Source organism: Arthrobacter sp. Bz4 (assembly GCF_003075455.1).
Lineage (GTDB): Bacteria > Actinomycetota > Actinomycetes > Actinomycetales > Micrococcaceae > Arthrobacter_D.
On the sequence record NZ_QDAE01000014.1, the window covers coordinates 76,393 to 90,709 of the forward strand.

The 14,317-nt window shown below is 63.9% G+C and carries 10 protein-coding genes and 1 pseudogene; 5 read left to right on the top strand and 6 right to left on the bottom strand.

Annotated features, from left to right (window positions below):
* Positions 1-42 precede the first annotated feature (42 nt).
* Together DDA93_RS11505 and rpsA are read left to right on the top strand one after the other, a co-directional pair.
* On the top strand, positions 43-1,368 hold the full coding sequence (locus DDA93_RS11505; RefSeq protein WP_019481441.1) for a GNAT family N-acetyltransferase: 1,326 nt from the start codon (positions 43-45) through the stop codon (positions 1,366-1,368).
* Positions 1,369-1,595: 227 nt separating this feature from the next.
* Positions 1,596-3,095, top strand: a complete 1,500-nt coding sequence (gene rpsA, locus DDA93_RS11510) for a 30S ribosomal protein S1 (protein WP_019481442.1) — start codon at positions 1,596-1,598, stop codon at positions 3,093-3,095.
* 121 nt (positions 3,096-3,216) lie between these two features.
* On the opposite strand, the gene DDA93_RS11515 is transcribed toward rpsA, so the two are convergent.
* The 4 genes and pseudogenes from DDA93_RS11515 to DDA93_RS11530 all read right to left on the bottom strand — a co-directional run bounded on the left by DDA93_RS11515 (position 3,217) and on the right by DDA93_RS11530 (position 7,169).
* Complete coding sequence (locus DDA93_RS11515) at positions 3,217-3,951, bottom strand: hypothetical protein (protein WP_024475589.1); 735 nt, start codon at positions 3,949-3,951, stop codon at positions 3,217-3,219.
* 3 nt (positions 3,952-3,954) lie between these two features.
* Entirely contained in the window at positions 3,955-5,307 is a 1,353-nt protein-coding gene (locus DDA93_RS11520; RefSeq protein ID WP_116778866.1) for an APC family permease, read from the bottom strand.
* A gap of 71 nt (positions 5,308-5,378) precedes the next feature.
* Positions 5,379-6,505, bottom strand: a pseudogene (locus DDA93_RS11525) (methyltransferase).
* Positions 6,498-7,169 carry a YigZ family protein gene (locus tag DDA93_RS11530; protein WP_116778867.1) on the bottom strand — a complete coding sequence of 224 codons (672 nt, stop codon included), beginning with the start codon at positions 7,167-7,169 and terminating at the stop codon, positions 6,498-6,500. The pseudogene DDA93_RS11525 and the gene DDA93_RS11530 overlap by 8 nt, the downstream one beginning before the upstream one ends.
* Positions 7,170-7,370: 201 nt before the next feature.
* Between DDA93_RS11530 and coaE the strand changes: the two genes are divergently transcribed.
* The 3 genes from coaE to DDA93_RS11545 all read left to right on the top strand — a co-directional run bounded on the left by coaE (position 7,371) and on the right by DDA93_RS11545 (position 12,012).
* Positions 7,371-8,588 (top strand): dephospho-CoA kinase, encoded by a 1,218-nt coding sequence (coaE, locus tag DDA93_RS11535; RefSeq protein ID WP_116778868.1) that lies wholly within the window; start codon positions 7,371-7,373, stop codon positions 8,586-8,588.
* Positions 8,589-8,639: 51 nt separating this feature from the next.
* Positions 8,640-10,730 carry an excinuclease ABC subunit UvrB gene (gene uvrB / locus DDA93_RS11540; RefSeq protein WP_026040891.1) on the top strand — a complete coding sequence of 697 codons (2,091 nt, stop codon included), beginning with the start codon at positions 8,640-8,642 and terminating at the stop codon, positions 10,728-10,730.
* Positions 10,731-10,959: 229 nt separating this feature from the next.
* Positions 10,960-12,012, top strand: coding sequence for a TerC family protein (locus tag DDA93_RS11545; protein WP_165802626.1), 1,053 nt, complete (start codon positions 10,960-10,962; stop codon positions 12,010-12,012).
* Between the two features lie 35 nt (positions 12,013-12,047).
* On the opposite strand, the gene DDA93_RS11550 is transcribed toward DDA93_RS11545, so the two are convergent.
* Both DDA93_RS11550 and DDA93_RS11555 read right to left on the bottom strand, forming a co-directional pair.
* Positions 12,048-13,316 (bottom strand): alpha/beta fold hydrolase, encoded by a 1,269-nt coding sequence (locus DDA93_RS11550; protein ID WP_243400611.1) that lies wholly within the window; start codon positions 13,314-13,316, stop codon positions 12,048-12,050.
* A gap of 53 nt (positions 13,317-13,369) precedes the next feature.
* On the bottom strand, positions 13,370-13,852 hold the full coding sequence (locus DDA93_RS11555) for a GNAT family N-acetyltransferase (RefSeq protein WP_116778870.1): 483 nt from the start codon (positions 13,850-13,852) through the stop codon (positions 13,370-13,372).
* Positions 13,853-14,317: the final 465 nt, after the last annotated feature.

Genomic DNA, 14,317 nt, shown 5'->3' on the forward strand with positions numbered 1-14,317 from the left:
CTCACTGGTGCCGGGCGCTCCGCCACACTAGGCTGATGGATCGTGACCGCTACCCAAGACTCCGCCGCCCCATCCGCACTGCGCATCGACACCTTCACGGTGACCGCTGAGACAGATTCCTCATCCGACGGTGCCCTGGCCCACTGGTTCGAAGCGGTCCGGTTCGGCTTCCACGAAGCCCGCACCGAGCCGGAGGATCTAGCCACCTATGCCGCGGCGTTCACCTCCGACAGCCGGACCCTGTGGGGTGCCTACGACGACGCTGCCAGTGCACACGCGTGGGATGCCAGCATTCCGGTGGCCACCTACGCCACCATGGTCAACTCCCTCAACGTCGGCAACGGCCAGTTGCTTGACGCGCACCAGATCACTGCCGTCACCGTGCGCCCCACCCACCGCCGTCGTGGGCTGCTGCGCACCATGATGACCAGTGATCTGCAGTCCGCCGCGTCCAAAGGTCTCGCCATCGCAGCGCTGACCGCATCGGAGGCGACCATCTACGGCAGGTTCGGTTTCGGTGCTGCAACGTTCACCCGCAACATCGAGGTGGATGTGAAGGAGCGGTTCGCGTTGCGCACGCCGGCGTTCGGTGTCACCGAGATCGTGGCACCGGCCTCCGCGGCAGCACTGTCCGAACAGATTTTCGCCCGGTTCCATCACGCCACCACCGGTTCGGTGGGACGCCAGTTCGCCTACCCGCAGCGTGCCTCCGGCCGCTGGGGCGAGGAACGGCCCGTCGAGGACAAGGGTGTGCGCGTCGCGGTGCATTACGACGACGACGGCCGGCCCGACGGGTTCGTGTCCTACAAATTCTCCGGCTGGGGGACCACCCCGTACACGATGAAGATTGTTGATCTGGTCGCCGTCTCCGACGCCGCCTACCTCGAGCTGTGGCGTTACCTTGGCGCAATCGACCTCGTCCAGCGCATCACCTTCGATCTGGCACCCGTGAACGACCCCCTGCCGTGGGCCCTGCAGGATCGTCGCTGCTACAAACTCATTGGCGACGAGGATGTCCTGTGGCTGCGCATCCTCGACCCCATTGCTGCCCTCGAAGCACGGGGTTACCAGGGTGCGGGAACGGTCAGCCTGGAAATCGTGGATCCTCTCGGCTATGCCGCGGGCCGGTTCCGGTTGACGGTCGAGAACGGCTCCGGGTCGGTGGCACGACTCGACGACGACGCCGACACGCAGCTCCGCGTCGATGTCACGGCTCTCGGGTCGATGTATCTGGGCGGCGTTCCAGCCCGGACCCTGGCCGCTGCCGGGCACCTCACCGAACAGGGGCCCACAGGACAGGGGAGCCTCGCCGTCGTCGACCGGATCTTCCAGACCCCGACCGATCCGTACTGCATTACCCACTTCTGACCCGGCACCCGGCGTCGCCCGCCGCTTTGACCTGTGTTGGCGCAAACGGCTAGACTAGACGGGCGTGTAATGCGCACTGCGAAACGGGTTGCCAAGCAGCATCAGGTAAGTCGTTTTCTCTCCAAAAGTCCACTTCCGGACGAGCTCCATCTGAATCAGCAGAGTTTCCTGTTGCCCAGGCGTCGCTCTCCGGATCAACTAATCATCCACAACGGAGTCCCAACTACATGACCATCACCACCACCGAGAAGCCAGGTGCACCGCAGGTCGCGATCAACGACATCGGCACCGCTGAGGACTTCCTCGCAGCCATTGACGCCACCATCAAGTACTTCAACGACGGAGACCTCGTTGAAGGAACGGTAGTCAAGGTTGACCGCGACGAAGTTCTGCTCGACATCGGTTACAAGACCGAGGGTGTTATCCCTTCCCGTGAGCTGTCCATCAAGCACGACGTTGATCCCGGAGACGTTGTCTCCGTTGGCGATCAGGTCGAAGCACTGGTGCTCACCAAAGAGGACAAAGAAGGCCGACTGATCCTGTCCAAGAAGCGCGCTCAGTACGAGCGTGCCTGGGGCGATATCGAGAAGGTCAAGGAAGAAGACGGCGTCGTCACCGGTACGGTCATCGAAGTTGTCAAGGGTGGACTCATCCTCGACATCGGCCTCCGCGGCTTCCTGCCCGCGTCCTTGGTTGAGATGCGTCGTGTACGCGATCTTGCTCCCTACATCGGTCAGAAGATCGAAGCGAAAATCATCGAGCTGGACAAGAACCGCAACAACGTGGTCCTGTCCCGCCGTGCCTGGCTCGAGCAGACCCAGTCCGAGGTGCGTTCCACGTTCCTCAACAAGCTGGAAAAGGGCCAGGTTCGTCCGGGCGTTGTCTCCTCGATCGTCAACTTCGGTGCCTTCGTGGACCTGGGCGGCGTCGACGGACTCGTTCACGTTTCCGAGCTGTCCTGGAAGCACATCGATCACCCCTCCGAGGTTGTCGAAGTTGGCCAGGAAGTCACCGTCGAGGTTCTCGAGGTGGACCTGGACCGCGAGCGTGTCTCACTGTCGCTCAAGGCCACCCAGGAAGATCCATGGCAGACCTTCGCCCGCACCCACGCCCTCGGGCAGGTTGTTCCGGGTAAGGTCACCAAGCTGGTTCCCTTCGGTGCATTCGTTCGCGTCGAAGACGGCATCGAAGGCCTGGTCCACATCTCCGAGCTGGCAGTCCGCCACGTGGAGCTGGCAGAGCAGGTTGTCTCGGTTGGCGACGAACTGTTCGTCAAGGTCATCGACATCGACCTCGAACGTCGTCGGATCTCGCTCTCCCTCAAGCAGGCTAACGAGGGCGTCGACGCCGACAGCACCGAGTTTGACCCGGCTCTGTACGGTATGGCTGCCGAGTACGACGAAGAAGGCAACTACAAGTACCCAGAGGGCTTCGACCCAGAGTCCAACGAATGGCTCGAGGGTTACGACTCTCAGCGCGCAACCTGGGAAGCTCAGTACGCTGAAGCCCAGTCACGCTGGGAAGCTCACAAGAAGCAGGTTGTGCAGCACGCATCTGACGATGCAGCTGCTGCCAACGAGCCAGTCGAGTCAAGCTCCACGAGCTACTCCTCTGAGCCAGCCGCCACTGAGAGCACGAACGCCAGCAGCAACAGCAACGTCGGCACGGGTACGCTCGCGTCAGACGAGGCACTTGCCGCACTGCGCGAAAAGCTGACCGGCAACTAAGGTCCAGCACTAGCACCTGAAAAGGCCCCCACCGCAATGGTGGGGGCCTTTTTCGCGCCCAATTTCGTTCAGTCTCGCGTTTTGCCTGCCGTGTTCGGGCGCACGCACCAGAGGGGGCTGCTCAGCGTGAGTCTGAACCCGGGAGCGCGTGGCCCGGTGCAACCCTGGCTTCGGCATAGGACGGTTCCCGGAGCGCCCGGGTCCAGGCATAGGTTTCGGATCCGGGCAGCGGGCGCCGGACCGGGTCAAAACGCAAACCCGTCGGATCACCGCCCCGTGCCACCAGCACCGGCTCAAGCTCTTCCAGGGTCAGCACCAGAGTGCCGAACCGGGTCCAATCACCCAGGGGACGGCTGAAGCACAGGGCCAGTTCCAGGGGACGCTTCGCCAATCCCACACGGAGCCCGGCAGGCGTGGCTGGCATCCGGCCACTCGGGTCAAGAGGAAAAGCCGCCAGCAGAACGGCTGACTTCCCGCCCTTGTACGGCATCATTGACGTGAATTTGGCGGCTTGGACATTCCGCTGCGGGAGCAGGACGAACCGGGCGGGAAATGACGCACCGGTGGATGCGAGCAGCACATCAAAGTGGTCAGACCCGTGGGGGACCCGTAAGGCCAGGCCAAGAATGTCAGGGCTCCAGCGCGGTAGCCCGACCGAGCGGGACAGCCGCGCCTGGATCGGGTCCTGGCCGGTGCCGTCGATCCAGGATATGCCGCTGGAAACAGGTGGCCCGGTCCGGGTGAGTGTCCCGGTGAGCCAAACGCCGTCGGGGTGAATAGGACGCTGCGGCCTTACGGCTTTCATCGTAGCGAACAGGCTGGCGAACCCCTTGCCGAGTGCGGTCGTGACGCGCATCGGTCAGTGCTTCACTTCTCGGTCGGAGTCCGCGGTGCGGTCCGGGGCGGAGCGGCGGGTCGTGCGGTGTTGAATCGCATACAGCACCAGGCCAATAGCCACCAGGATTCCCGCGCGTAACCAGATGTCGGCGCTCTGCTGCGTCATGAGCAGGACACAGGACGCGATCGCCAGGTAGGGAAAGATCACCGGAATCTGGAAGTGCTGGTGGTCCACTCGGTCCTTGCGAAGCACCAGCACGGCGATGTTGGTGCTGAGGAACACGAACAGCAGCAGCACCACGACCGTCTCCGCCAGCGATGCCAGATCACCGGTGCTGCTGAGGATCATCGCGGCAACGGTGGTCGCAATGATCGCGACCCACGGTGTGCGCCGGTTGGGGAGTACCCGGCCCAGCACCGATGGCAGCAGGCCTTGTTCGGCCATCCCATAGGTCAGCCGGCTTGCCATGATCATGGTGAGCAGCGACCCGTTGGCGACGGCGATGAGGGCCACCAGTCCGAAGATCCACTCGGGGATCCCGAACCCGGTGGCGTTGACGACGTCGAGCAGTGGCGACGCCGAACCCGCCAGGTCGGCTGCGGGCACAGCGGCGGAGGCTGCCAGGCCAATCAGGACGTAGACAACACCCGCAGTAAAGAGTGCGCCGAAGAGCGCGCGAGGGAACACCCGGCTGACATCCTTGACCTCCTCTGCGACATTCGCCGACACTTCGAACCCGACAAACGAGTAGTAGGCAATCAGGGTGGCAGCCAGTACCGCGGAAGCCGGCCCCACGCCGTCGGGAAACTGGGTGACCCTGCTGAGGTCGCCGTTGCCCTGCGCGAGGAAGAGGCCGACGACGACAATCACCAGGACGAGGCCCGAGACTTCGACGACCGTCATGACCACGTTGGTGCGCACTGACTCTCGGATGCCGCGGGCATTCAGGGCTGCGACCAGCAGGAGGAAGACCAGCGACGCCGGGCCCGCCGGGACGTCGATGAAGGCGGACAGGTACGCGCCGGAGAATGCCTGGGCCAGGCCGGCGGCACTGGTGACACCGGCAGCCAGCATGCAGAAGCCCACCAGGAAAGAGATCAGGGGCTTCCGGTAGGCAAGTTCGGCGAAAACGGCGGCTCCGCCCGCTTTCGGGTACTTGGTGACGAGCTCCGCGTAGGAACCCGCTGTGAGCAGTGCCAGCCCCAGAGCGACGAGCAGGGGCACCCAGATGGCACCGCCCGCTTCACCTGCCACCACCCCGACCAGCACATAGATGCCCGCACCCAGCACATCGCCGAGGATAAACAGGTAGAGCAACGGGCCGGTAATGCCCTGCTTTAGCTTGGACGGGGCTGACTGCTGAGCTGTCGACATTCCCGAAGTATATTCCAGAAAGTAAGTTCACTGATCATTGCGTGACGGGGCCGGTTTCCGGACCGGCCGCCTCAGCGCCGGGTAGACACTGTGACGGTGAATTTTGGGTTCCTGGCGGCCTGCCGGGTGGGGCCAACCATGGAGGCGAGCGGAGTCCGATACTGGAGGTGGCTGTTCCAGACCGTCCAGAGTTCACCTCCCGGTTTGAGCACCCGGCCAGCATCGGCGAAAAGCTTCAGGGCAATCCCGGAGTGAACGGTGCCCTCCATGTGAAAGGGCGGGTTCAGCACAATGAGCTCGGCTGATGAGTCGGGCATCGAGGACAGGGCATCATCCCGCACGACCGTGATCCGGTCGCCGACACCATTGGCATCGGCAGTCGCGCGGGAGGACGCAACAGCTGACGCCGACTGGTCCGTTGCAACAACCTCCATCGCAGGCCGCGTGAGGGCGAGATAGGCGGCAATCGTGCCATTGCCCGACCCCAGATCGATTGCCTGCCCCGCAGCTCGGGCCGCGGAGAGGGCAGGGAGCAGGTACCGGGTCCCCGCATCCAGTTTGGCGCCACCAAAGGTGCTGCCGAAAGCCTTGAGGATCAGCGGTGCGGGCAGGCCGACGTCGTGCTTCTCCTCCACCAGAAACCCGCTGGCGGAGGTGGCCACGGGCGCCGACGCCGTCAGGATCCGGGACTTCTGGCGTGCCAGTCCGGCAGCCACAGTGGTGAAGTGGCGGGCCAGGATGCCGTTCATCGCGGTGGTCATGTGTTTGACCCGGCCGCCGGCGAACACAGTGACGTCCGGGCTCGCGTAGCGGGCGATCGTCCACGCGATCTCATCCAGCGCGGCTAGCGACCTGGGCAGCTGCAGCAGGACCGTGCGGGCGCCAGCCAACAGGGCCTCGTTGAGCGGATAGTGGGAGAAGGCCGCGGCCAGGCCGGCGGTGTGCGCATTGGCTGTCAACGCGAGCTCACCGGAGAGCGGGTCCTGGTGGGTGCGAATCGAGTGTGCCCCATGCAGCGCGGCGGCGCCGAGAGTGAGCGCACCGTAGTGGTCCCCAATGACGACGACGCGTCCCGGTCGGCGGTGATCGCCGGGCCGGCGGTGTCGAGGAGGAGCCGATCGGTGGCGTCGAACGCAAAGAGGTTCGGGGCCTCGACGTCGGGAGCCCGTCGAAGGTTGTCGAAGGAAAAGTCAGTCACAGTCCACCCATTTCAGGTCGAGTAGTTGGGCGCCGGACTGGCCGGCGGTCAGTGAGGCGAGGCGGGCGCGAAACTCGTCGATCGATGCGTTCCCGGCCGGTATGGCCACCCGGATGGTGGCCCGTTCCGCCGGATAGTCGGTTCCCAGGACGTCGACGCCTGCGTTGCGGAGCTCGTTTTCGACCCGCCCCGCGTCGGTGTGAGCCACCGGGACCACCAGGAGCTGCAACAGTCGTCGTCGGACACGTGGCGCCGAGTCCAGCGCCTGGGAGACAGCGTCGGAATAGGCGCGCACCAGTCCGCCAGCACCAAGCAACACTCCACCGAAATAGCGGACCACCACCACCGCGACGTCGCTCAGGTCAGCCTCACCATCGGCATTGTCGCGTTTGAGGATGGCGTCCAACATGGGGGCACCGGCGGTGCCGGACGGTTCGCCGTCGTCGTTGGCGCGCTGGACCGACCGATCAGGACCCAGCACGACGGCGCTGCAATGGTGGCGCGCGTCGTGGAACTCCCGGCGCAGCTCGGTGAGAAGCAACCGCGCCTCGTCCTCGCTGGCAATCCGCCGGACGACAGTGATGAAGCGTGACCGGCGCACATCGGTCTCGTGGCGGTGCTCGCCCCGGACCGTTGTGTAGCCGATTATTCCACTGTCATTCACCGGCCCCAGTCTAGTGGGCGGGAGGTTGCGCCAGCGCAAATGCCCCAGTGACGAGCAGGCTCGGGGAGCAGGGACGGTCCTGCTCACCGGGCCTGCCAGCGGGGGAGCACCCGTACCCCGCCTGCCGAGGACTGCCGTGGACTGCCGTGGAGCCAGGCATCTGGAGGGCGGCGGGCACACCCCACGTATTAGGGTGGGGACATGCTCAGAATTGGCCTCACCGGCGGGATCGCAGCAGGGAAATCACTCGTCGCCTCAAGGCTGGCAGAGCTCGGTGGGGTGCTGGTCGACGCCGATGTGCTGGCCCGCGCGGCCGTGGAACCAGGATCGGCCGGGCTGGCAGCCGTCGCCGCCGAGTTCGGTGAGGAGGTGCTGCTTCCGGACGGTAGCCTGGATCGGCCAGCGCTGGCGGCAGCCATTTTCGGTGACCCGTCCCGCCGGATGACGTTGAATTCGATCATCCACCCGTTGGTGCGGGAACGCGCCCGTGAGCTGACGGCGGCTGCGCCCCCGGCCGCCGTCGTCGTGCAGGATATTCCCTTGCTGGTGGAGACCGGCCAGCAGCACCAGTTCCATTTGGTGGTGGTGGTCGACGCTCCCGACAGCGTCCGGATCGAGCGGCTGACCAGTCTCCGGGGAATGAGCGACGACGACGCGCGGGCCCGGATTGGTGCGCAAGCCACGCGTGCCGAGCGGAAGGCAGCCGCCGACGTCGTCCTCGTCAACGACAGCACCCCACAGGATCTGCTGGCCGCCGTCGACCGCCTCTGGGACGAACGACTGGTGCCCTTCAACCACAACCTGGTGCGCGGCGTCCGGGCCGCACGCAGTGGTGGCCCGCAACTGGTGCCTTCCCGCGACGACTGGCCGGAACAGGCCGGACGGATCATGGGCAGGGTGCGTCTGGTTGATCCCCTGGTGCTGGCGGTCGACCATATCGGGTCGACCGCTGTGCCCGGGTTGGCCGCCAAGGATGTCCTCGACCTGCAGGTCACCGTCGCGACCCTTGAAGACGCCGACGCGATTGCCGGAAAGCTGGTCGCAGCAGGGTTTCCGCCGCTCGAAGGCATCACACGGGATGAACCCAAACAGGACGTTCCCGACCCCTCCCGATGGGGGAAGCGTCTGCACGCCAACGCCGACCCTGGTCGCGCGGTTAACCTTCATGTTCGGGTTGAGGGTTCGCCTGGATGGCGGTATGCCCTGTCGTTCAGGGACTGGCTGCGCTCCGACCTGGGCGCCGCGGCCCAGTACCAGGCGGAGAAGGAGCGGTGTGCGGCCCAGCACACCCGGGATGCGACTACCGAGGGCTACGCGGAGTGCAAGGAGAACTGGTTCACCACCGTCGCTGATCCGCTGCTGAAACGCTGGATTGCCGACACTGGCTGGACTCCTCAGCCCTCTTCTGCCGTCGGCTAAGTTGCCCCATTCAGGACGCTGATTGTCCGGGGGAGGGTCTAACGTATTTATATGAGCCTTGCGCAGGAAATTAAACGGGTGGTAGCCCCTTTCGAAGTGATCAGCGAATTCAAGCCTGCCGGTGACCAGCCTGCCGCGATTGCCGAACTCAGTGAACGCGTCAAGGCGGGCGAGAAGGACGTGGTGCTGCTGGGCGCCACCGGTACCGGCAAGAGCGCGACGACTGCGTGGCTGATCGAACAGGTCCAGCGGCCCACGCTCGTGATGGTGCAGAACAAGACCCTCGCGGCGCAGCTGGCGAACGAGTTCCGTGAGCTGCTGCCCAACAATGCCGTCGAATACTTCGTCTCGTATTACGACTACTACCAGCCTGAAGCCTACGTTCCCCAGACGGACACCTTCATCGAGAAGGACTCCTCGGTCAACGAGGAAGTGGAGCGGCTCCGGCATTCCGCCACCAACGCCCTGCTCACCCGCCGGGACGTGATCGTGGTGGCCACCGTGTCCTGCATCTATGGTCTGGGCACCCCCGAAGAATATGTTGCCGGGATGGTCACACTGGAAACCGGCCAGCAGATGAACCGCGACGATTTGCTGCGGAAGTTCGTGTCAATGCAGTACACCCGCAATGACATCGACTTCCACCGGGGCACCTTCAGGGTGCGTGGCGACACCGTCGAAATCATCCCCATGTATGAGGAACTGGCGCTTCGCATTGAGTTCTTCGGCGACGAGGTCGAGAAGATCTACACCCTGCACCCGCTGACCGGGGAAATCGTCAGGGAAGAGACCGAAATGTATGTGTTCCCGGCGTCGCACTATGTCGCGGGCCCCGAGCGCATGAACCGGGCGGTCAAGCAGATCGAGGATGAGCTCCAGGTCCGCCTGGACGAGCTGGAGTCGCAGAACAAACTGGTCGAAGCCCAGCGGTTGCGGATGCGGACCACCTATGACCTCGAAATGATGCAGCAGATGGGGTTCTGCAACGGCATCGAGAACTACTCCCGACACATCGATGGCCGCGGTCCGGGCTCGGCGTCGCACTGCCTGCTCGACTACTTCCCCGACGACTTCCTGCTGGTAGTCGACGAGTCGCACGTGACCATTCCGCAGATCGGTGCCATGTATGAAGGTGACATGTCCCGGAAGCGCACCCTGGTGGACCATGGGTTCCGGCTCCCCTCCGCGATGGACAACCGGCCGCTCAAGTGGGACGAGTTCCTGGACCGGATCGGGCAGACCGTCTACCTCTCGGCAACCCCCGGGAAGTATGAGCTGGGCAAGTCGGATGGGTACGTGCAGCAGATCATCCGGCCGACCGGTCTGATCGACCCGGAGGTGGTGGTCAAGCCCAGCAAGGGCCAGATCGATGACCTGCTGGGGGAGATCCGCACCCGGGTGGAACTGAACGAGCGGGTGCTCGTCACCACCCTGACCAAGCGGATGGCCGAAGATTTGACCGGGTACCTGCTGGAACATGGGGTGAAGGTTGAGTACCTGCACTCAGACGTGGATACCCTGCGCCGGGTGGAGCTGTTGCGTGAGTTGAGGCTCGGGACTTTCGACGTCCTGGTGGGCATCAACCTGCTCCGTGAAGGCCTTGACCTTCCTGAAGTGTCGCTGGTCAGCATCCTCGACGCCGACAAGGAAGGGTTCCTGCGCAGCGCCACCTCCCTGATCCAGACCATCGGGCGTGCGGCCCGTAACGTCTCGGGTGAGGTGCACATGTACGCGGACCGGATCACCGATTCGATGGCCAAAGCCATCGACGAAACCAACCGACGTCGTGAGATCCAGGTGGCATACAACCTCAAGCACGGGGTTGATCCGCAGCCCCTGCGGAAGCGGATTGCTGACATCACCGATTCCATCGCCCAGGAGGACGCCGATACCCGGGCGCTCCTGGCGGAGTCGGGCAAGAAGCGCAAGGGCGGCAAGACGGCCAAGGGCGGCGCCCCTGTCCGGCATGACGGCCTTGCCGCAGTGCCGGCCGAGGACCTCACCGACCTGATCGGTCAGCTCACCGACCAGATGCACTCGGCGGCGGCTGACCTGCACTTCGAGCTCGCCGCGAGGCTACGCGACGAGGTGGGGGACCTGAAGAAAGAGCTGCGGCAGATGCAGACGGCGGGGCACGCCTAGCCCCAGCTCGTCGCTGGCGGGAGGGCTCGCGCAACTTACTGAGAGGTTGCGCGAGCCATTTCCTGATCCGGCTCGTACGGGGTTAGGATAAGCCGGACGTAGGGGAGTATCCCGAAGCGCTACGATCGTCAACACGCGGAGCATCGATGTTTCGCCGGGCGTAGCGGCCGGTGGCAAATGCCGCGGCGGAGAGACTTGCGGAATCCGCTGCACCCTTGAAAGGTCCCTCATGCCCGAACCCACGCTGGAACTGCCATTGGCGTTTGAGGTAGGCACATTCATTGTGCTGGGCCTCATCCTCCTGTTCGATTTGCTGCTGGTGGTTAAGCGCCCGCACGAGCCGTCAATGAAGGAAGCCGGCCTGTGGGTCACGTTTTACGTCTCTCTCGCGTTGATCTTCGCGGTCCTGATGTTTATCTTCACCGGCCCGGATTACGGGGGACAGTTTGTCGCCGGCTGGGTCACCGAATATAGCCTGAGCATTGACAACCTGTTCGTGTTCATCATCATCATGGCCCGGTTCTCGGTACCCCGTAAGTATCAGCAGGAAGTGTTGATGGTGGGCATCATCATCGCGCTGGTGCTCCGCGGAATCTTCATCCTGCTCGGCGCAGCCTTGATCAGCAACTTCAGCTGGATCTTCTACATCTTCGGTGTCTTCCTGCTCTACACGGCCTATCAGCAGGCCAAGGACACCGGAGAGGACGAGGAACACGGTAGCGAAAACAAGGTGATCGGCAAGCTGCGCAACGTCCTGCCGATGACCGACAAATACGACGGCAACAAGATCCGTACCGTCGTGGACGGCAAGAAGGTCTTCACCCCGATGCTGATCGTCTTCGTGACCATCGGCCTCACCGACCTGCTCTTCGCGGTGGATTCGATCCCGGCCATTTTCGGTCTGACCGAAAGCGCGTTCATCGTCTTCACCGCCAACATTTTTGCCCTGATGGGCCTGCGCCAGCTGTACTTCCTGCTCGGTGGCCTGATGACCCGCCTCATCTACCTGAAGCATGCGCTCTCGGCCATTCTGGCGTTCATTGGCATCAAACTGATCCTTCACGCCATGCATGAAAACGAGTTGCCGTTCATCAACGGGGGCCAGCACATTGAGTGGGCTCCGATCATCCCCACCTTCCTGTCGCTCGGCATCATCCTCGGCACCATTGTGGTCGCGGTTGTCCTGAGCCTGCTCAGCCCGAAGGCCAAGCAGGCCAGCATCGATGCCAAGCTTGAAGAGGACGCACGGAAGGCTCGCGGCACGGCCGACGTCGAGAAGTAGCCTTCTCCGACCGTCCGCGCTTCAGCGCTGGCTGACTACGCGGGCCAGCCGGTCATACCCAGCAACCGGTTGAAGATCGCTTCACCGTCGTCGGAAATCCCGTCGTGGTGGAAGTCAGCTGTCTCCCATGCCTGTAAGCCTTTGACCGCGCGGGCTGTCCGCATGGACAGGTCATGGTCCACGTAGATGTCGTCCTGATAGACGGCAGCGGCAGCGGGGACAGTGTTGCGGGCGAGCTGGTCGGTGTCGTAGAGGCTGCCCCAATCCGCCTTTGCTGCGAGGAGGTCAGCGACGTCCCGCAGCGGAACCAGCGACGGGTCCTGATCGAAGTACCACCGATACACCATTTCGCCGGTCAGCAGCGGTTCCTCAGCCGTCGGGAGGAAATGGGGGTGCTCGGCCAACACCCGGTCGGCGGACCAGTCGGAGGCCCCGCCCTGGCAATAAATTGACTCGTGCAGTAGGGCGTAGAGGGGGTTGGATGACCGGCTGACCTGCGCCCAGACGGCGTCCAGGAACACCTGGGACAGCCGCTGACCATCGGCGGTACTCACGAAGGCGTCCTCGAGCAGGAAATGCAGGGCGTCCATCCGGGTGTTGCCACCAAGGAAGGATCCGATCATCTGCAGCCGTGCAACGGTGAGACGCTCACCGGTCGGTAGCCGCTCGTCGATTGCCTCGACGTGGTGTGCAATCCGGGTGAGGGTCGTCCGGTCCTCGGGATACTTGGCGAAGTATTCCCGGTTCCTGGCTTCGACGAGCCGATACGTCGCGGAATAGACCTGATCCGGGGGGCCACTGAGTGGTGCCAGGCCGCCGGTGATCAGCGCACGGTCCATGCCCTCGGGTGCGACAGAGAGGTACGTCAGGGTGCAGAAACCGCCAAAGCTCTGACCGAACACCGTCCAGGGCGCCCCGACGAGTTGGCGGCGGATCAGTTCGGCGTCAGCAACAATCGAGTCGGCCCTGAAGTGCGCGAGATACTCGGCCTGTGCGGCAGCGTCCCCGCGGAGGGGAAGGGTCGCGGCATCCGCTGGGGTGGAACGGCCGGTGCCCCGCTGATCCAGCATCAGAATTCTGAAGTGTCTGGCCGCAGCCTTCATCCAGCCGCCAAGCTGGGTGACCCTGCTGCCCCGGCCGCCGGGCCCACCTTGCAGGAACAGCAGCCATGGCAGGTCGGCAATGGCCTCGTCGTACTCCAGCGAGCTGTACTCGCGGGCAAAGATGGTGATGGTTTCACCATTGGGCGTCCGATGGTCCAGGGGAACTGTGAAGTAATGGCCGGTGGTGCGTGCGCCGTGCATCAGGTGGGTTGATTCGCGGCGGTGGGGGACGACGTCGGCGGCTGACTGGTCGCTCACGTAGCGGATCCGCTGGCCACTGCGGTGAGGGCGGGGCCGGTGAGGCGATAGGTGGTCCACTCGTCCTGGGGGAGGGCGCCGAGGCTGTCGTAGAAGTTGATTGAGGGTTCGTTCCAGTTCAGGACCGACCATTCCACCCGGGCGTAGCCCCGTTCCGCGGCGATGCGTGCAAGGTTCTGCAGGAGTGCTTTGCCGTGGCCTTCGCCCCGGGCTTCGGGGCGGACGTACAGGTCTTCCAGATAGATCCCATTGACACCCTCCCAGGTTGAGTAGTTCAGGAACCAGAGGGCAAAGCCCTGGATGACGCCGTCCGACTCGGCGACATGCGCGAACACGCTTGGCATGGGTCCAAAGAGGGCCTGATGCAGCTGTTCGGGAGTGTTCCTGACGGCGTCAGGTTCCTTCTCGTAGATGGCGAGGTCGTGGATGAGCTGGAGGATGGTGGCTAGATCAGCTGGGCGGGCGTCGCGGATAGTCATGCACTCAACCCTATCTATTACATCCCCGGCGAGAGGGTAGCTGTGGCGGGTCTGGACGTGCCGGGGCCCGCCTCACCTGCATAGCCTTGGCCCCTATGACCTCGACACATCACGCTGGCCGCGAAGAATCAGCCTGCAAAAAAACTTTGAGAAAGTTTTTTCCGGGACCCCTATTTTCCCCTCATACTGTCGGTGCTCGATGATGGAATTGGGGTATGAAAAGCAGTGCAGCTTCTGCTGCCGGATCGGGAATCCCTCCCGAATCCGGTGCGGATTCCGCCTCGACCAGCGGGCCCGCGAACACGGCCACGGGTACTCCCGCCGGCGCTTCTGCTGGGTCTTCCGCTGGAACTCACGCCGGGGCTTCTGCTGGATATGGTCCGGAGGGACCGCTAGGCGTGGACGCGGTGTGGACAGCACCCACTGTTGAACCGCCGGAGTCGGAGGCTGCGGGTTCGACCGATT

Excerpts from the sequence above, each read along its gene's own strand:
- DDA93_RS11550 (WP_243400611.1), bottom strand. The coding sequence starts at position 13,316 with ATGCACGGCGCACGCACCACCGGCCATTACTTCACAGTTCCCCTGGAC.
- DDA93_RS11520 (WP_116778866.1), bottom strand. The coding sequence starts at position 5,307 with ATGTCGACAGCTCAGCAGTCAGCCCCGTCCAAGCTAAAGCAGGGCATT.
- rpsA (WP_019481442.1), top strand. The coding sequence starts at position 1,596 with ATGACCATCACCACCACCGAGAAGCCAGGTGCACCGCAGGTCGCGATC.
- coaE (WP_116778868.1), top strand. The coding sequence starts at position 7,371 with ATGCTCAGAATTGGCCTCACCGGCGGGATCGCAGCAGGGAAATCACTC.
- DDA93_RS11555 (WP_116778870.1), bottom strand. The coding sequence starts at position 13,852 with ATGACTATCCGCGACGCCCGCCCAGCTGATCTAGCCACCATCCTCCAG.
- uvrB (WP_026040891.1), top strand. The coding sequence starts at position 8,640 with ATGAGCCTTGCGCAGGAAATTAAACGGGTGGTAGCCCCTTTCGAAGTG.
- DDA93_RS11515 (WP_024475589.1), bottom strand. The coding sequence starts at position 3,951 with ATGCGCGTCACGACCGCACTCGGCAAGGGGTTCGCCAGCCTGTTCGCT.
- DDA93_RS11545 (WP_165802626.1), top strand. The coding sequence starts at position 10,960 with ATGCCCGAACCCACGCTGGAACTGCCATTGGCGTTTGAGGTAGGCACA.